The following is an 18,736-nucleotide window of genomic DNA, read 5'->3' on the forward strand; positions in this document are numbered from 1 at the left end:
TAAATAATAATTTAATTTACTAAAAATCAGGGAAATATGCAAAAGAAAGGTGTTCGGGGATAATTATTCTTTTTTCAGGAGTATCACGCACGCTATTGACAATAATATAGTACAGGGAAATGATGACCCTGCCCCCAGCGGCGCCAGCGCCAATAAATAAACTATTGCTGCCAGAAATGCCGGTTTACGGTTATAAAGAATACCCGTACCTACCAGCAGCTGGAAGACCATCAAAATGAGTATATACAATGTGATATGTAATAAAAATACCTGCCCAATCAGGTATTCATAAACGGGAAGCGCCGCTATCCACTCATAAATGTTATAGGCCTCCGGCCTGTAAATGGCCTGCCAGGTATTGACCAGTGCTGCGACGAGAAACATTCCGCCAATAATCATCCGGCCAGCTCTTTTAAACCAGATACTTATTAACAAAATCAGCAACGCGCTTATATTAGACACCAGATAAGTGGTTGACAACAAATTCCCTCTCATAAAAAGTGTTTAAGCATCATCTAATTACTACCGCATACATTTCGCCCGCTCATGCCGGCACCCGCCTGCTCATTTTTCCAGTACGGTATCATAATTTAGGCTGATTCTCAATCACTACCATTAACATTGGTCATATCGGGGCATGATCAAATCAGCCCACTTAGCCCCCCGGAACAAGATGTTGTAACGCTGTTATTAATTTACTTATCAGATGCAGTAAAGTTTTTCCCAAACCTGAAAACACATATTTTTTTAGCGCATATACTGAGACGACATTTGAAACAAAGGTGATAGATAAGAGAGAAGTTGTGGTGCCACTTAGTTTAACAATGCGCCTATCTTTTCCGCCGTCACCGGTACTGTCGGATTGAATAACTGACCAGCCATGTACTTTTTGATACTATATAACAACTGCTGTGCTGCTATCCTGTTATCCGCATCTGTTACCAGATCTATACCGCACAACATCAGCTTCCCTTTACCGACTTTACACTCATATAACAACCCCAGGGATCTTGCCGTTACCCAATCATCTATGACTCTGATGACGGGGCGCATATTTTTAGCAATCGAATCAGCTATAATGACACTCGAATGGCTCATTGCATCCCACCATTGCCAGTTACTGTAATAATCAGTCGGAAACTCATTCAGGGCAGGATGTCCGGGATTACACAATATGCCCAGGGTGTGAGGGGGCTGCCCTTTTGTCCAGGCTGTATTCCAGAAGATGCTTGAAAAACCGACAGCTACATCGCCACCACACCCATTTTTCACACCGCCTTTTTTGAGTGTTAACAGCACACGGCCACCATTTTCCAGGATTGATACCGCTTTCTTATCCAACACCTGTGTGACCAATATGTCTTCTGCCAAAGCCGGCTTTTCTGCAGGATACACAAAAAGATCCCAGCTATTGCTGTATCCGTTCACGGTTACTGTCAGCGTCAGTTTTGAGGCCCGTTTTATTGTCTTCAGGTCCTGGCTGATCTTTCCCAACTGGAAGCAATTGCCCAATGGGATATCCCTTTGGCTCAGCACGCCGTTAAACAGCACCTTTCCTTTTGCATCAGACAATTGCCAAACGGGCCTTGTGTTCTTAATCACAGTCGCACCAAAATGCGCTACCTCGACCGGAACACTCAACTGCTCACTATTCAGATAAATCATTTTCGGCAACCTGGCCAATGGTACTGTCGTGTTGCAAAATTGTTTAAACTCCTTTGCTGTTACATACCCCTTATTCTGCCAAAAGGCATTTAATACGCCTACCAATGCTGTACCCTGCCCCGGAAAATCATACAGGCCGAGTAACTGAAAGCCGCCAAATCCCGGTGTTCTCAAAGCAGCTTCTATATCCGCTTTATAACACAGTACCTGCAACTTTCCTGACGCCAGCAGGAAACTATCTGCCAGATGTCCCAGGCCATTCCCGCGGAGCGTTGTCTGAAAAATCTCAAAGTTCTTTGCCCTTACAACGCCTGTATACTTTTTAATTTCCTTAAAATCAGGGTATACACACCATTGTCCGATTTCATGACTCACCGTTGGAGCCTTCCATTTTTTGATGATACCCGACCAGTCATAGTCAGTACTGGGGGCTTGTGCATTGATAATACTCTTCAGTCCACTTCCCCATGCCTGTATGCGGGGATCAGGCGTAACATGATAGTCATTCTCTGCGATCGAAGGCCAGCCGGATCCGGCCGTATAAATTCTACGTCCATCTTTTCTCTTCCAGTAATTGACAAACGCAGTAAGGTATTCTACATAATGTTTACCAGCAGGTTCGTTCCCATAAGTAAGCATGCAGAAGGAAGGGTGGTTACCATAAGCCTTTACAATTGCATTACTTTCTTCATAGATATATTGGTCAATAGGGGCGCCATCACCTATCCTTGTATCGCTATTCGCCCAGGAAGAGCATTCTATCTGCAGGTAGAAGCCCAGTCGATCAGCTGCCTGGAAAGCGGCCTCTGGCGGACACCAGGAATGAAAACGCAGATGATTGAGCCCGTACGATTTTGCAGTTTCAAAAATCCGCAGCCAGGACGCCAGGTCTGTGGCAGGATACCCGGTCAACGGGAAAATAGCACATTCCAGTGTGCCCCGCAAAAAAACGCGGTGCCCGTTATTCATCAACACACCATCTGTCACACTAAATGATCTCATACCAAAATCAACGCGTGTCATGTCTCCATTTTTCAACCTCGTTTCCAGCGTATATATATTTGGATGAAATTCATCCCAGCCCATGGGGTTATCACCCATACTATACGTGGCTTCAAACAGCAAACTATCAGCCGGGATGGTGATAGCTGTTGTCAATGTCTTTTCTTTTACAGTGGGGATATTCCGGGAAACTGCATGTAACTGAATGCTGGTATTCACGGCCACACCTGTTGTATTTTTAATCATCACCTTCACATGTACATTTTTATGCTGCACATCAGGATACAATTGCACGTCGCTGATAAACACCGGCGGTCTTGCTGAGAGCAACAGCTTTCCTGTCATCCCGTTCCAGTTGGTTTGCGTGTGGTCTGTTATACTGTGGGAATTCATGCCAACATTGATATCTTTCACCCGGTTATCTACCCGGACGGTGATCTGGTGTTCTCCGGGCGTTAAGTAGCCCGTAAGATCGAACCGATGTGCGGTAGCCAGGCTGTTCTGCATGCCCACCATTTTATTATCTATCCATACAGTTGTTTCCCAATGACTTCTTTCTATCAGTAATTCCAGGTGTTGATTTGCCCAGGAAGCAGGCACCACTACACTTTTCTGGTACCATGCGGCACCTTTATAGTACTTTGTCGGTTGTAGCCAGAAGGGTACTTTAATATTTCCAGCTACACGGTATGGTGCGTACTGTGGCATAAAAAAATAAGAGGAATCTATAATCTCACCTGTCCAGGGCGTATTTAAACTGATGTCATCGCCTTTACCGTTGGTAGTCATAGACCCGGGCAAATGAATCGTATCTTTCAGCCTTCCGCTAAACCACCTGTCAGTTATTCCTTTGTCTGCCGGATCGGCCAGAAAACGCCACTCTCCTGCCAGAAAGAGGGTATCCTTCTGCTGCGCAGTGCCTGTAGTAATAAAGGTCACTAACAACATCCCGAGTAAAATGAATATACGTTTCTTCATAAATTAATGCTTTGTCATAATACCCTCCAGTTCTTCCAATGTTTTTCCTTTCGTTTCTCTTATCTTCCAGTATACGAACAGGAAGCCCGCTATACAGACACCCGCATAAATATAAAAAGACAGGTATCCGGCATTTTCAAACAATACCGGGAATGTAAATACCAATACAAAGTAAGCCAGCCACAAACAGATAATCGCTATAGTAGTGGCTGCACCTCTCACACTATTGGGAAAGATCTCGGAGATCAGCACCCATGTCACTGGTGCCAGGGACATCGCGTACATTGCAATGGCGGAGAGTAAAAACCAGGCTACGGTCTGCGATCCCGTAGCCAGCAGATTGGCCACTATCACATACAAAACAGCCAGTACACCCGCTCCCGCCAGCATGAGTGGTTTTCGCCCGACTTTGTCCACGAGCAGCATAGCTAGCACAGTAAAGACGACATTCACACCACCTATGAAGACAGTTTGTAACAATTGATCATCCTGCGATGCGCCAATACTTTCAAAGATCCTGGGGGCATAGTTAAAAACGACGTTAATGCCACATAGTTGCTGGAATACAGCGAGCCCTATACCTGCGCATACAGCCGGCAACATCCTGCTATTGAACACTGCCCGATAATTCGTTTTCTCACCCGGCTGTAATGACTGTCCAATAAGACGCATAGATGCGGCTGCAAAGTCATCTCCTCCTATTCTCTTCAGCACAGCAGCAGCCTTTTCGGGTCTGCCGTCCTTCATTAACCAGCGCGGGCTTTCGGGTAACATCAGTGTACCTATAAAAAATAAGCCGGCGGGCACTGCTCCTAAACCAAACATATACCGCCATGCATCATCCCCGCTATTTCTCAACCCATAGTTTACAAGATTGGTAATCAAAATGCCGAGAACAATTGTCAGCTGATTGATAGCCACCATGCGTCCCCGCAGGTGAGCAGGGGCAATCTCGGCAATGTACATGGGCGACAACATGGAGGCCATGCCAACGCCGATACCTGCTACAAACCGGGAAAGAATAAAGAAATCCCTGCCGGTCGCTACTGCCATCAACAACGAAGAGACGGTAAAAATCCCTGCTGCCAGCAGCAGGCCCGGGCGACGCCCGTATTTTTCTGCAATGCTCCCTGCCACCATACAACCTGCTATAGCACCCAACGCCAGACTTCCTGTAGCAAAGCCTTCCCAGTAAGCATTGAGTGAAAACTGTTGCTGTAAAAAAGGTAAAGCGCCTGATATAACGGCAAAATCGAACCCAAATAAGTAACCGCCCAGCGCAGAAATAAAAGAAATGCCCAGGATATAAACTGTGTGAAAGCGATATCCTGTTGTACCGGATATCATTGTATCGTTCCGTGGAATAATTGTCGCCATTTTGGTTAGTTTTTCCGATGTGTAAGTGCACCCTGATGATTGACGTTTAGCTGAAGCACCCTGTCAAATAACTCCTTGTAATTAAGTCCGAGGCCAAGCGATCCCAGTGCCATTAAATACAGGCAGTGAATATGATTCCGGAGGTCCAGGTCCACGTCAAAAACCAACAGGTCGGGCAATGATACGGCAAAATAATCAAGGGTAATTTTATCGTTCAGGTGTTTTTCTCCAAAGTCGATTAAACGCCTGAAGATCTCTTCCGCTTTGTCTCTATGATTCAAAGCCTGCCATGCGAGCCCCTGGTAAAAGATCTTATCAGGCTGCGGGTCGTTGTAAAAAATTGCCTGTACCGGTTGAGCGATGCCCCGTGTGGCCAATTCAAAATACTGCCTGGCGGCTTCAGGTTGGTTCAGTTTTTCATAGGCCACCCCTTTCCAATAATGGATATCATTCTCCTGGGCACCATATAATTTGCCTTCACCCAGGTTGTCGGGATAATTTTCAGCGGCGGTAAGCAATTCAATAGCGCCAGCCGGCTGACCTTCGTTGATGGCTTTTTTAGCCAATGCTACATGGGCAATGAGATATTGACTAACCACCTTTCCCTCTCCGCCTTCCCATGGATGGAAGGTAAATCCTGCGATCAGTGATTTTGCTTTTTCATAATTACCCAGCTGGTTGTAGAGGGTAATTCTTTCCAGGTAAAGGTCTTCCCGTTCCATTACCAGTGGCAGGTGTGTCTCAAGAAATGCCAGCCTGTCAGCAGCAGGTCTGTTCATTTTTTTGTACAGCTGGTCCAGTTCCATTAATACCCTGGCATCCGTTGTATCGAGTCGGAAAGCTTTCTCCAGTGCAGCCAGCGCACGTACTTCATCCTGCTGCTTGTTGTGATACGCGAGTGAGAGGTTGCGGAACACGGTAGGAAAATCATCTCTGATGGCAGCAGATGCTTCCCAGCAGGCTATCGCCTCCTCATATTGACGCTTGTCATACCAATAGTTGCCCAGGTAATAATAAGCCCTTGCATCCCCTGGATGAATGGTAATAGCAGCCTGCAGCGCAAGCAGATCCTCCAGTCTGTTAGGGAATACAAAATCAGGACTTAGTGTTGCCGCTGTAGTAAAATGTATAGTAGCAGCCTGGTGCTGTCCTGCCAGGTAAGCCAACCATCCCAGGTAGTATTCGACTAAGGTATGCTGCGAGTTCCCTTGCTTATATACTTCCAGCAACTGCCCCGCTTCCTCGTATAAACCGGCATGGGCATAATCCAATGCATATTCTATAAAATTATGATCCCAGCCACGGCTCAGGAGCTTCAGTTGTTCGAGTGCTGCATCTGCCGCCGCTCCGGGAGCTGCCAGCAGGTACCTTTCAAACATACACCCATAATTGAACGGGTCCAGTGCCAAGGATTCATCGATGAGTAACAAAGCCTCACTGGTCAGTTTCAATTTCCGGAGAATGACACTTTTCAGGTGCCGGACAGTATGACTATGATAGTTCCTGACCAGCGACGAATCAATAAATTGTAGTGCATCCTCATACCGGTGCTGCATAGTGGCAATTCTGGCCAGGTTCAGAAATCCTGTATGTTGCCAGGCATCATTCCATATGGCTTTATAAAAAGCATCAAATGCCGCTTCGGTTTTTCCCTGTAACTTCAAAACCCATCCCAGGTTGTAATACGCTTCTCCGTCGTAAGGGTTGGGATTTCGCTGCGTCAGTGTACTGATGGCCTGCCGGAGATACTTTTCCGCGCTGTCGAACTGCCCGCGACGCAGTAACCAGAGGCCCATGGCATTGTTACATCGTGCATCCTTCGGATCCCGGCGTAAGGCAGCTGTATAATAATCCGTTGGAGAATAGGTCGCATGCCTGTATTGCTCCAGGTGCTGTCCGGTCAGAAACAGCTGTTCGTTATTCTCCACTTCGGCAGGTAGTAAAGCAGCGATGGCTGGCTCCGGTACAGGCAGGTCGCCAGGCATTTCTTTCTGGTAACTCACCAGCAGCCTGCCGGATTGTACATCGGTGACGGTTACTAACAGGTCTTCTGCAACGAAAGGTTTATCAAACGTCACAGCTGCGATGTAAGGATCGAAAGGTGAGGTTTGGATCGTTTGACGCCACAACACGGCTCCCCGATTTGAAAAAGCGATCAGGAGTTCGCGGTAAGCTGCTGTTACATACAACCTGATGTCGGCACCTTTGCTTGTATAATCGACATTAATGACCGCATCTTTGGTGGCATTTTTCACGTTTCCGACGTCCCTGTAAGGCATAAAATACTGGGTGAAGGTTTTGGTCTCACCAGGTTGAATCCAGCTAAAATCGGGCTGATTATCGGTAAAAACACCGGTCATCAGTTCAATATAGGGACCATCTTCATCAGTCAGGTTCCTGTCCCATGCATGTCCAAAGGCACCATTACCCCATGTCCATTGTTTCTTTCCGGGGGCGATGTGCTGGTCTGCAACATGTAAGAGACCTCCCTGGGAATCATGCTCATATCCGCCAATAAAATTGTATTTAGAGCTCGCGGCCATGTACGATGTCGGCACAGGTATATTACTATAGCGGGCGATATCTGTACCCGGGGAATAATCTACTTTGTAATAAGTACCAGTGGCAATGGGGAAGTCAGATACATCCCGTTTACCATGATCATATACAGCATGCACATCCGGTGGGAAAATGGTCTGGTAATGTTCATTTACTTTTACCGCAGGGTTGGCCCACCAGAGGAACGTTTGGGGAAAGGGAGTACGGTTATATAACTTTCCCTGTATTTCAAGATAGGCTTTATCCGGATATAGTGTGAATCCTGCCATTCCTTTAGTACGAAACATCCGTTCCACCTCATTGACCCAGACGGTTTTGCTGCCATCTTTATTGTCAGTAACAGTAAAGTCCACGGGCTCGAATGTAGATGGGCGGTGGTGCTGGGGCCAGTTGAATTCAATCCCTCCCGAAATCCACGGACCGGTCAGCCCTACAAGCGCCGGCTTAATCACCTGGTTATAATAAATAAAATGGCGCTGCTTCACCTTATCGAAAGCCATCTGAATTCTTCCTCCCAGTTCAGGCAGGACCATGATCTTCAGGTAAGGGTTTTCCAGGAACACCGCCTGGTAAGCTTTATCAGCTTTCTCATCGTAAATCTTTTCAATTACCGGGTGAGGATAGACAACGCCACTACTTCCCTGGTAGACGCGTTTCTCGAGAAACATGGGATTTTTTTCCGGTTTACCGATGGCATAGGTGGGTATGGTTACAACCTCCTTCCATACGTGAACATAATTTTCCATAACGTTGACGCTGATTGTATATAATTGAAATCAAAACTACAGTTGCCGGGGAAATAATTTATGGATTAACTTTGGATACATATGGATTATTCTACGATCATCCATTGCTATCTTTATCAGCTACCACAAGTGCAGACTTGTTGCTGGTTGTTTACAATTACAATTGCAATATATGCAGCGAAAAAAGGAAGGCTTCCAGGGACAAAAAGCCGTTGTCATTCCGCGGAAGATCATCTCGGGGCAATGTGCGGATCATCCGGTCATCGGCAATTTATATGTGACTGATATCGGCTACTATCCACGGGCGAGATATCATTACCGGGAACGGTTACATGGCATAGACCAATATATCTTTATCTACTGTATTGAGGGTAAAGGAACTGTTTCAATCAGGAAAAATAACTATTCAATAGAAGCAGGTGAATTTTTTATTGTTCCGTCGGATGTGCCCCATTCGTACATGGCAGATGCTGATCATCCCTGGACGATTTACTGGATTCATTTCAAGGGGAAGACAGCTGCGGCTGTTACGGACCTGTTCGTAAACAGGTATAATGGTTATAAGGGTTTCAGGCAGTATACAGACCGGGCTACACAGCTCTTTGAGGAGATTTACCAGTACCTGGAGCGGGGGTATAGTCTGGATCACCTGATATATTCTAACATGTGCCTGCAGCACTTTCTCGGCACGTTTCTATATCCCAAAAATGACAGCGATACAGCAGCTGTGGGCCAGCATAACATGGCCATTGATTTTATGAACAGGCACCTGGACAGGATGCTGACAGTAGAAGAAATGGCGGGTTCGGTGAACCTGTCGTCCTCTCATTTTACATACATATTTAAAACGAAAACAGGTTTCACACCGATAGAGTATTTCAATCATCTGAAGGTACAGAAGGCTTGTCAATACCTGTTGTTTACAGAATTGCGGATCAAGGAGATCGCTTATGAGCTGGGCATAGAGGATCAGTCATATTTTTCCCGGTTATTTACGAAAGTGATGGGTGTATCGCCAAATGAGTATAGGGAACGACGGAGTGGCTAACGGGAAAGTTTGCCGGCGACCTGCTCCCCCCATTCATTCATTGCCTGTAAAATCGGCATTAACGTCTTTCCTAATTCACTCAATTCATATTCCACACGTGGAGGCTTTTCGTTATAACTATGCCGGATAATTAATCCATCTTCTTCCAGCTCTTTTAACTGCTGAGATAATATCTTTCTTGATATATCAGGGATCTGGATGGTCAGTTTGCCGAAGCGAACGTTCCCCACCACCAGTCTGGCCAATATAACCGGTTTCCATTTCCCGCCAATATATCCCATCGTTTTCACCATCGGGCAATATGGTGCGTGATCTTCAAATTTCTTCATTAGTTACTTTAATGTTACTACTTTTTGTGCTTTTGTTACATCGATGTAACTACTATTTCATGCTGCATGAGAACATCTGTAAAAATGTCGTAGTTACTTTGCCTAACAAAACCATCAACAAATTTACTGAAAGTAAAACAATCAATTAAAAAACTGGAAAATGGGAAATAGCTGGAATTATGAAAAAGACCTGGAAGGTAAGGTAGCATTGGTAACAGGTGGCACCAAAGGTATTGGGAAAGCAATCGCCGGCAGATTAACACAGGCAGGCGCTACGGTCATTATAACGGCACGTCATCCTTCTGGAGAAGACAACCCCTCACATCACTTCATGGCAGCAGATCTGTCTGATCAGGATGAGATCATTAAATTGACAGATGAGATCAATAAGAAGTACGGTGGAGTAGATATATTGGTGAATAACATGGGGGCCAATACATATCCTGGTGGCGGTTTCAGTACATTAGAAGATAAGCACTGGAAGGACGCACTTGAGGTGAATTTACTTTCTTCTGTGCGTTTAGACAAAGCACTCCTACCTAAAATGCTGCAACAAAAAAACGGGGTGATCATTCATATTTCCTCCACCAGCAGCCGGTTCCCTATCTGGGAATCCACAATGGCATACAGTGTGGCCAAAGCAGCGTTAAATACGTATAGCAAAACACTTTCCGATGAAGTAGCCAGCCAGGGAGTAAGGGTGGTAACCGTGTCTCCGGGGTTGAACAAGACAACTGCACTGGCCACCTTCATAGAAGACGTGGCTAAAAATTCGAATACCACGGCTGAGGTGATTACAGAAAAATTGTTTGAACGACTGGGAGGTGTGCCCATGGGGAGGATGGCAGCCCCGGAAGAAACGGCCGAGTTGGTTTACTTTCTTGTTTCCGGGAGGGCGTCGTATATAACCGGAGCGAATTATATTATTGACGGCGGGAACTTTCCTGTTGTTTAGAAGAGCGACGAATTGCAGGCACCGTCAGATCGAAATCCGGCAGGTGCCTGCATGATGTACAAGGTACTTAGTTTGTATATTAGCCATCTATGTCAATATCTGGCTAGTCATTTCTTTTGATTTAATACAATCCCGATGCCTCTTTTCATTATGGCATCATCAGGACAGGATCTTATCAGGCGTGATTGGTAAATCTCTCAATCGCTTTCCGGTCGCGTTATAAATCGCATTGGCAACTGCCGGTGCAAAACCGATAATACCTACTTCACCCAATCCTTTCGCACCACTTGGATTCACATGTGGATCCGGCTTATTGATAAAAGCCACCTCAATAACAGGTGCATCTGCATTGACTGCAAAATGATATCCTGCCAGATCATTTCCAATGAGATTTCCCTGGACAGTATCAGCCAGCTGCTCCTCCATCAGCGCCATACCTATTCCACCAACGATGCCGCCTGAAATCTGGTTTGCAGCAGGCTTTTCATTCACAATTGTTCCTCCATCTGCCACGCATACGATCCGTTCCAGTTTTACTTTCCCGGTTTTAATATTTACACGCACCTTCACAAAGTGTGCGGTAGACACACAAAAGGCATACTGCTTGCGTTCTTCTCCCGGAGATGAACTTGCCTCCACCTGAATAGCAGTCAGGTTATTATTTTGCCATAGCTCAGCATATGAAATAAATTTCCCGTTGCCCGTAATACCCTTATCTGACAGGGTGATATCCGCATCTTTTAAACCGGCATATGCGGCCAGTTTTTCTTTCAGCGCCTTGCATACCGCAGCTACCGCGCCACTGATAGACGACAACCCGGTACTTCCCCCCTGGCTGCCTGCGGCTGGCAATGTGGAATGCCCCAATGCTACTTTGATATTCGATACCGGCATACCAGTGAAAGTATGCGTCATATTTTGCATAGCCGTACCCGTACCTGTGCCAATATCGGTCATCGCCGTTTTGATCGTTATAATACCATCTTTCCCCATTTCAATACCCGCGCTGGCAGTACCGCGTCCGGCGCCCCACATGCCCACAGCCATTCCATAACCAATCTTCCAGTCACCTTCTGTCAATGCGCCCGGCTGTTGTTGCCGCTCCTTCCAGTTAATCATGTCTGCACCTTTCCGAATGCCTTCATCTAAAAAATTGGTGGAATAAGGTCGTCCATTCTCAGGATCTTTGTCAAGCGCAATATTCTTAAGCCGCAGTTCAACAGGATCCATTTTTAGCTGGTAACTCATTTCGTCCACGGCGCATTCCAAAGCAAAGGCTCCTGTTACTTCTCCGGGGCCACGCATCCAGGTAGGCGTCCCCAGGTTTAAGGGAACAATAGACTGTTCTGTCTTCAGGTTGTCAAAATTATACACCATCCTGGTGATACCGGTGATCCCATCCCGGAATTCCTCGTATACAGACGAGGCATTCTTCCCCTGGTGAAGGATACCGGTGAACTTACCTTCTTTGTTGGCACCTATCTTTACTTTCTGCCAGGCGGCAGGTCGATAGCCTGTCAATGAAAACATCTGGGGCCTTGTAAGTACCAGCTTAACCGGGCGTTTCACCTGCTGCGCGGCCATGATTGCGCCGAGAGAATTACACCACACCCTGAGTCCTGATCCAAAACCGCCCCCTACGAATTCACTGTTCACTTCTATGTTCTCCTGCGGAATATTATACAATCGGGCATATGTACGCTGTACATTCACTACTCCCTGGTTTTTGTCATACAACAATAGCTTATCGGCTGCCAGCCAATGTGCAATGGTCGCATGCATTTCCATGGGATTATGTATCTCTGCAGGAATGTTGTATTCTTCATCTACAATAAAAGGAGCATTTTCCCAGGCAGACAACGTTCCCCTCTCCTTGCCGGCAGACTGTAGTGGCACCCTGGGGTGTTCCTTTGCAAAGTCTACCTTTGCAGGTGTTTCCTTGTAGGTCGCTTCAATTAATGAAGCCGCATAAGTGGCATCCTCCAGCGTTTCAGCAATCACCATGGCGATGGGTTGATTCCTGAAATAAATTTTATCTGTGTGAAATAGCGGAAGTCCAAACCTGGATTCTTTGATTTTCGCATCATCTGCCAGTCCGGGTACTGTCAATTTATTCAGATGTGTTACAATTTCAATGACGCCAGCTACCTGCCGTGCATTTTCCAGGTAGATACTTTCAATGGTACCGGCAGTCACGGTACTTCCGGCAAACACCGCATGGCACATGTTGTCCAGCCGGTGTTCAGCAGCATATTTACCTGCCCCGGTCACCTTTGCAATTCCTTCAACACGTCCTTTAACTACGCTCATGAGAATTAATTAAGCAGTTAAACAATTTTGTAAAGCCGTTTCAACAGCACCACGCAGCATTACTTTTTTAAACGCATTCCCGGCCAGCGGTGCCACCTCTTTTGAGACAAGATCAGCCGCTGCACTGAAATTGGCCGTCGTAGCCTCTTTGCCCACGAGGAACTGTTCTGCCTGATGCCAGCGCCAGGGCTTATGTGCCACCCCGCCCGAAGCCAGTCTCGCAGCCTTGATCCGGCCATCTTCAATCTGTAATGCCGCCGCAACAGATACTAATGCAAATGCATAAGAATCCCTGTCACGTAACTTCACATAAGCATAATGCCGGTGAAAGGAATTATCCGGGATATCAATAGACGTAATAATTGCATTGGCCGGTAAATTATTGTCAAGTTCCGGCGTATTACCCGGCAGCCGGTGAAACATGTCGAATGGTATCCGCACAGGTTTCAATTTTTTATCCATCACATTCACAGTAGCATCCAGCGCAACCAATGCCACACATAGATCAGAAGGATGCACAGCCACACATTGTTCATTATATCCTACGATCGCACTCATACGCTGATTGCCGTTCCATGCACTGCAACCTGTACCCGGTTTTCTTTTATTACATGGCGTACTTGTATCATAAAAATACGGACACCGTGTACGCTGCAATAAGTTACCGGCGGTAGAGGCCATATTCCGGATTTGCGGTGAAGCGCCTGCCAATACAGATTTTGCAATCAGCGGGAACTTTGACAGGATCAGTTCATGTTTTCCCAAAGTGCTATTCCTTACTACAGCCCCGATCCTTATTCCATTATCCTGGCGTTCTATTTTGTCGGACAGTACACTGGTGACGTCGATGAGAGCATCAGGACTCGCCAGGTTCTTTTTCATCAGATCGACCATGTTGGTGCCTCCTGCCAGAAAATGTACAGTATCATTTTTCCCGGACAATGCCTTACTTATCTTATCAGATTTGCTAAATGTGAACGGTTTCATGGGCTACTTTTTGAATCGATTCAACAATACCATTATACGCTCCGCAGCGGCATAGATTGCCACTCATGAACTCCTTAATTTCTGCTACAGATCCGGTATGGCCTTCATTCACACAACCTATGGCAGACATGATCTGCCCAGGCGTGCAGTATCCGCACTGGAACCCGTCGCACTCAATAAATGCCGCCTGCATAGGATGTAGCTCTTCTCCGTTGGCCAGTCCTTCAATTGTCGTGACCTCCTTGCCCGGTAGTGTCACTGCCAATGTAAGACAGCTCAGTTGCCGTTCTCCGTTTATATGGACAGTACAGGCGCCACATTGACCATGATCGCATCCCTTCTTTGTGCCGGTGAGATGCAGATCTTCCCGCAACAAATCGAGTAAGGTGGTACGGGTATCCACTTCCAGTTTGTGGCTGGTTTTATTAATAATCAGGTTAAGTTTACTCTTTTGCTTAGCAGGTATGATTAACCGTCTGGCATCATAATAGAGCGACTTCACAGAAGAAGGTATGGCAGCGAGGGCCGAAAAAAATCCAGCGGTCTTTAAGAAAAAACGCCTGCTGTAGAGGTTTCTACCGTCCATATGAGCGAGTTTTTTATACAAGAATTATAAGCTTCCTTAAATCTACAACCATTCAAATACGAAAGAGAATATCATGATTCTCTAACAAGTTAATCTTTTATAGCGTCAAAACGGCATCAACCAAAATGTTGACCGCTTCGTCCACCTCCGCTTCTGTAGTAAACCGGCCAAGACTAAACCGGATCGCGTCATGAGCAGCATCACCTGTTGCACCCATTGCCATTAATACATGTGATGGAATGCGTTGCGCACTGCTACAGGCACTCCCCCGGCTCAGAGCCAGTCTGGTCGATACAGACAACAACAATTGTTCCCCGTTTATTCCCGGAAAAAGGAGATTACTTACCTGTGCAAGTCTGACGGCCTGCTTTCCGTTTACCTTTGTACCGGCTATTGCAGTAGTGAGTGAGGATTCTAACCGGTCCCGCAACGCGGCCAGCCGTAATGCTTCTGCCTGCATTTCCTGCTGACATATCGCAGCTGCCTTGCCGATCCCGACTATCGCCGGCACGTTCAATGTGCCACTGCGCCGCCCCCTTTCGTGATTACCACCATGCTGCTGAACAGACAGGTTAACCTTTGGCTGACTGTTGACATACAAAACACCCACTCCTTTAGGTCCATACATTTTATGCCCTGACATGGCCAGCAGGTCAATGTTATCTGCGGTTACATCGATGGGTAATTTCCCGGCAGCCTGTGTGGCATCGCACAGAAAGTATACATCATGCCGCCGGGCAATCGTGCCAATAGCTGCAACGGGATGTATTACGCCGGTTTCATTATTTGCATATTGAACAGCCATCATCACCGTATCCTTCCTGACCGCATTTTCCAGCGCATCAAGAGATATGTTGCCATGCTCATCTACGTCCAGGTAGGTTACTTCGTAACCCTTTCCTTCGAGGTAAGCGCATGTATCTAATACAGCCTTATGCTCCGCTTTGTTTGTAATAATATGTTTCCCTTTTTTAGCACTTGCCTCCATCACACCCTTAATTCCCAGGTTAATGGCTTCCGTAGCTCCCGAGGTGAAGGTGATTGCATGATTTTTAGCATTGATCAGCCTGGATACTTCTTCCCGGGCGGCTTCCACAGCGTCCTTTGCGGTCCACCCATAGGCATGATCGCTGCTGGCCGGGTTGCCAAAAAAGGTGGTGAAATAGGGGAGCATCTTTTCTACCACCCTGGGGTCACAGGGGGTGGTAGCACAGTAATCCATATATATTTGCTTAGTCATTATGCTTTAAAATTTGGGTCGCCCTCGCAAAAATGGAGACATCGATATAATACCACAAAGCCGGCAGCCTTTTTATTGCAGATGAATCATTCCCCACATGTAGCCTATCGGATTATCAGCTGTGGAGACATCCATACAATACCATAACGCCGGCAGCCTTCTTATTGCAGATGAATCATTCCCCACATGTAGCCTATCGGGTTATCAGCTGTGGAGACATCCATACAATACCACAACGCCGGCAGCTTTTTATTGCAGATGAATCATTCCCCACATGTAGCCTATCGGGTTATCAGCTGTGGAGACATCCATACAATACTACAACGCCGGCAGCCTTTTATTGCAGATGAATCATTCCCCACATGTAGCCTATCGGATTATCAGCTGTGGAGACATCCATACAATACTACAACGCCGGCAGCCTTTTATTGCAGATGAATCATTCCCCACATGTAGCCTATCGGATTATCAGCTGTGGAGACATCCATACAATACTACAACGCTGGCAGCCTTTTATTGCAGATGAATCATTCCCCACATGTAGCCTATCGGATTATCAGCTGTGGAGACATCCATACAATACCACAAAGCCGGCATTCTTTTTATTGCAGATGGAGTCATCCGGTACATGTAGCCTATCGGATTATCAGCTGTTATCGTTATCAATCTTAAAACCCTGGTTTGTACTATTGCTGATCAGTTGATCATAATCAGCGTCGGTATCTATATCAATAGCACCGGCCTCAAACGGCACTAAAGCTACATCTGCCGCATGTTGATGCAATATCTTTTTTGCGCCTTCCTCTCCTGCAAGGTTTAGCAAGGCGGGGAAATATTTACGGTCAAACAATACAGGCGTTCCGGCCACGCCACTGTACGTGCACGCGATCATTCCTTTCCCTGATAATTGCCGCTGAAGAATCATTGTCCCGAACAATTCAGTAGTTACATAAGGTTGATCTGCTACTGCCAAAATCACCTGTGTTACCTCCGGCCATTCATCCATCAGGACCTTCAGCCCACTTTTTATAGATCCACCCATACCTTTCTGCCACTCATCGTTTACCACGGTAGAGACCTCAAAGTCCTTTATTTCGGGAGCGATCAGCTCATGCCAGGCACCCAGTACAACCAACACGGGATGTAACTGTCCATTGATAGCTGCCTGCGTGATACGTCGTATCAGGGAGCATCCCTGGTATCGCAGCAGTTGTTTAGGCTTTCCCATACGGGCGGAGGTACCGGCAGCCAAAATGATGATTCCTGTCTGTTGTCTCATCCTTAAATAAATGTTTGATTGACGGCACAGCCGGCTACCTGCTTCTGTATTGCATCGGAAGTAGCGCTTACAGATTGTTCAGGATAGACCGGTACCAGGTGATCACCGTTAAAGCGATCATGTATCGGTGCATTTTTCCACTTCAGGGAGGCTGCATTTTTTCTGCTCATCACTGCTTTCACCTCTGCAATAATGGCAATAGCAACCTCCTCTGCGGTGTCAGCACCAATATCCAATCCGATAGGACCATACACCTTCGACAATTGTCCTTCAGCAAAAGAAATTCCCGCGTCATCCATTTCCTGCAGCATCCTGTTAAGCTTCTTTTTCGGTCCCAGGCACCCAATATATGCGGTAGCTGTGTGCAATACCAACTCCAATACGGCTTTATCAAAATTGTAATTATGCGTCATTAAAACAAAAGCGGTTCGTTCGTCAACGGGCAGTTGACGGACCAGGGCCTCAGGACTGCCCACGAGTACGCTATCCGCTTCAGGAAAGCGTTCCTTCCTGGCATGTGTTGCCCTGCCATCAATGACTGTCACCTGCCAGCCCAGATTTCTCGCGGCGACCACCACTGGCATCGCATCGTTGCCTGCGCCGGCTATAATCAATGAGATCCGTGGCTGTATAACCTCCAGCAGGCAGTTATATAAGTGGGTTCCGATCGCATATTGCCTGATGGCAGATGTCTGATGCTGCAGGGCAACAGCGGCATCCTGTCTAAGTTCAACAGGCACATCTGCAGTATCACCTAATCGACCGCTCATGGTTTGAGGTGTAAAAAGCAACGCAGTACCAGGGTGCTCAACTGCAGCAGCCAGGGAAAAAAAAGTACATAATACAACCGCCTTACGGGTTTCTTCGAGCGACTGTTGTAATAATTCCACAGGGTTGCCCGGGTCGTTGTAATCAATATACTCAAAAAGGATATGTAGTATTCCATTGCATCCCAACTGCACGCCTAAGGTGACATCTTCATCCGTGGTATCGTAGGTGACCATTCTGTTCCTTTTCTCTACAATGGCCAGCAGGGCCTTTCGTAAAGCATCACCCTCAAGGCAGCCACCACTGATAGCGCCCGTTATCTGTCCTTTTTCGGTGACCAACATCCTGGCACCCGGTTTCCGGTAAGAAGATCCTTCAACATGAACGACTGTGGCCAGCGCCACCTTTTCGTTGGCTTGTCGTGCCTTTTGATAGGTCTGGATAATAGCGGTAATTTCTTTCATTGCTGTGCGCTTTATATGCCAGAGGCGATATTAGTTCCCTTAATCAAATTGCCGGGTTCAATAGTTATGCGAAAAACATACCTGGGTGATTATTTGCAATATATCAAAGCTATTCAATTCCTGCCGATCATTACAGTATTTACTAAATATTACGCCAACTTATTGGCAAAAAGATAGTAAATGATTCAATAGTAGCCAGATAATTCTGCACACATTCCATCCTTTAATAATTCAGGGATACACCTAGTCCAAAGCCCATATCACTATCATAATACCCATATTGAGTAAAAGTTAGCAACTGATTCAACAGCGTCCTGATAATTCTGCACACATTCCATCCTTTAATAATTCAGGGATACACCTAGTCCAAAGCCCATATCACTATCATAATACCCATATTGAGTAAAAGTTAGCAACTGATTCAACAGCGTCCTGATAATTCT

The 18,736-nt window shown here is 46.4% G+C and carries 13 protein-coding genes; 2 read left to right on the plus strand and 11 right to left on the minus strand.

Features of this window, described 5'->3' with window-relative positions:
- Positions 1-63: 63 nt before the first annotated feature.
- The 4 genes from ABDW33_RS21425 to ABDW33_RS21440 all read right to left on the minus strand — a co-directional run bounded on the left by ABDW33_RS21425 (position 64) and on the right by ABDW33_RS21440 (position 8,327).
- The gene (locus ABDW33_RS21425) at positions 64-495 is read right to left on the minus strand and encodes a hypothetical protein (protein WP_343692146.1); all 432 of its coding nucleotides are present in this window, start codon (positions 493-495) and stop codon (positions 64-66) included.
- Between the two features lie 318 nt (positions 496-813).
- Complete coding sequence (locus ABDW33_RS21430; RefSeq protein WP_343692147.1) at positions 814-3,645, minus strand: sugar-binding domain-containing protein; 2,832 nt, start codon at positions 3,643-3,645, stop codon at positions 814-816.
- A 3-nt stretch (positions 3,646-3,648) separates the two neighbouring features.
- The gene (locus ABDW33_RS21435; protein ID WP_343692148.1) at positions 3,649-5,022 is read right to left on the minus strand and encodes a sugar porter family MFS transporter; all 1,374 of its coding nucleotides are present in this window, start codon (positions 5,020-5,022) and stop codon (positions 3,649-3,651) included.
- A gap of 5 nt (positions 5,023-5,027) precedes the next feature.
- The gene (locus ABDW33_RS21440) at positions 5,028-8,327 is read right to left on the minus strand and encodes a DUF5107 domain-containing protein (RefSeq protein WP_343692149.1); all 3,300 of its coding nucleotides are present in this window, start codon (positions 8,325-8,327) and stop codon (positions 5,028-5,030) included.
- Between the two features lie 172 nt (positions 8,328-8,499).
- Here ABDW33_RS21440 and ABDW33_RS21445 point away from each other — a divergent pair, with 172 nt between their 5' ends.
- Complete coding sequence (locus ABDW33_RS21445) at positions 8,500-9,375, plus strand: AraC family transcriptional regulator (protein WP_343692150.1); 876 nt, start codon at positions 8,500-8,502, stop codon at positions 9,373-9,375.
- Here the strand turns inward: ABDW33_RS21445 and ABDW33_RS21450 are convergent.
- Positions 9,372-9,704: a helix-turn-helix domain-containing protein gene (locus ABDW33_RS21450; protein ID WP_343692151.1), complete on the minus strand. Its 333-nt coding sequence runs from the start codon at positions 9,702-9,704 to the stop codon at positions 9,372-9,374. The two genes, ABDW33_RS21445 and ABDW33_RS21450, sit on opposite strands and share 4 nt — an antisense overlap.
- 160 nt (positions 9,705-9,864) lie before the next feature.
- On the opposite strand from ABDW33_RS21450, the gene ABDW33_RS21455 reads away from it, so the two are divergent.
- Positions 9,865-10,659 (plus strand): SDR family oxidoreductase, encoded by a 795-nt coding sequence (locus ABDW33_RS21455; protein ID WP_343692152.1) that lies wholly within the window; start codon positions 9,865-9,867, stop codon positions 10,657-10,659.
- A gap of 159 nt (positions 10,660-10,818) precedes the next feature.
- Here ABDW33_RS21455 and ABDW33_RS21460 read toward each other — a convergent pair whose 3' ends face one another.
- The 6 genes from ABDW33_RS21460 to ABDW33_RS21485 all read right to left on the minus strand — a co-directional run bounded on the left by ABDW33_RS21460 (position 10,819) and on the right by ABDW33_RS21485 (position 18,293).
- Entirely contained in the window at positions 10,819-12,969 is a 2,151-nt protein-coding gene (locus ABDW33_RS21460) for a xanthine dehydrogenase family protein molybdopterin-binding subunit (protein WP_343692153.1), read from the minus strand.
- A 9-nt stretch (positions 12,970-12,978) separates the two neighbouring features.
- The gene (locus tag ABDW33_RS21465) at positions 12,979-13,956 is read right to left on the minus strand and encodes a xanthine dehydrogenase family protein subunit M (protein ID WP_343692154.1); all 978 of its coding nucleotides are present in this window, start codon (positions 13,954-13,956) and stop codon (positions 12,979-12,981) included.
- Complete coding sequence (locus tag ABDW33_RS21470) at positions 13,937-14,542, minus strand: (2Fe-2S)-binding protein (protein WP_343692155.1); 606 nt, start codon at positions 14,540-14,542, stop codon at positions 13,937-13,939. Before ABDW33_RS21470 ends, ABDW33_RS21465 begins: the two co-directional genes overlap by 20 nt.
- Before the next feature lie 97 nt (positions 14,543-14,639).
- Complete coding sequence (locus tag ABDW33_RS21475; protein ID WP_343692156.1) at positions 14,640-15,782, minus strand: IscS subfamily cysteine desulfurase; 1,143 nt, start codon at positions 15,780-15,782, stop codon at positions 14,640-14,642.
- A gap of 646 nt (positions 15,783-16,428) precedes the next feature.
- On the minus strand, positions 16,429-17,061 hold the full coding sequence (locus ABDW33_RS21480) for a nucleotidyltransferase family protein (protein WP_343692157.1): 633 nt from the start codon (positions 17,059-17,061) through the stop codon (positions 16,429-16,431).
- A 2-nt stretch (positions 17,062-17,063) separates the two neighbouring features.
- Positions 17,064-18,293 carry an XdhC family protein gene (locus ABDW33_RS21485; RefSeq protein WP_343692158.1) on the minus strand — a complete coding sequence of 410 codons (1,230 nt, stop codon included), beginning with the start codon at positions 18,291-18,293 and terminating at the stop codon, positions 17,064-17,066.
- Between the last annotated feature and the right edge of the window lie 443 nt (positions 18,294-18,736).

Source organism: Chitinophaga sp. (genome assembly GCF_039596155.1).
Taxonomy (GTDB): Bacteria; Bacteroidota; Bacteroidia; order Chitinophagales; family Chitinophagaceae; genus Chitinophaga.

Coding starts and splice junctions, on each gene's coding strand:
- ABDW33_RS21450 (WP_343692151.1), bottom strand. CDS start 9,704: ATGAAGAAATTTGAAGATCACGCACCATATTGCCCGATGGTGAAAACG.
- ABDW33_RS21430 (WP_343692147.1), bottom strand. CDS start 3,645: ATGAAGAAACGTATATTCATTTTACTCGGGATGTTGTTAGTGACCTTT.
- ABDW33_RS21465 (WP_343692154.1), bottom strand. CDS start 13,956: ATGAAACCGTTCACATTTAGCAAATCTGATAAGATAAGTAAGGCATTG.
- ABDW33_RS21475 (WP_343692156.1), bottom strand. CDS start 15,782: ATGACTAAGCAAATATATATGGATTACTGTGCTACCACCCCCTGTGAC.
- ABDW33_RS21455 (WP_343692152.1), top strand. CDS start 9,865: ATGGGAAATAGCTGGAATTATGAAAAAGACCTGGAAGGTAAGGTAGCA.
- ABDW33_RS21470 (WP_343692155.1), bottom strand. CDS start 14,542: ATGGACGGTAGAAACCTCTACAGCAGGCGTTTTTTCTTAAAGACCGCT.
- ABDW33_RS21485 (WP_343692158.1), bottom strand. CDS start 18,293: ATGAAAGAAATTACCGCTATTATCCAGACCTATCAAAAGGCACGACAA.
- ABDW33_RS21445 (WP_343692150.1), top strand. CDS start 8,500: ATGCAGCGAAAAAAGGAAGGCTTCCAGGGACAAAAAGCCGTTGTCATT.
- ABDW33_RS21480 (WP_343692157.1), bottom strand. CDS start 17,061: ATGAGACAACAGACAGGAATCATCATTTTGGCTGCCGGTACCTCCGCC.
- ABDW33_RS21425 (WP_343692146.1), bottom strand. CDS start 495: ATGAGAGGGAATTTGTTGTCAACCACTTATCTGGTGTCTAATATAAGC.
- ABDW33_RS21435 (WP_343692148.1), bottom strand. CDS start 5,022: ATGGCGACAATTATTCCACGGAACGATACAATGATATCCGGTACAACA.
- ABDW33_RS21440 (WP_343692149.1), bottom strand. CDS start 8,327: ATGGAAAATTATGTTCACGTATGGAAGGAGGTTGTAACCATACCCACC.
- ABDW33_RS21460 (WP_343692153.1), bottom strand. CDS start 12,969: ATGAGCGTAGTTAAAGGACGTGTTGAAGGAATTGCAAAGGTGACCGGG.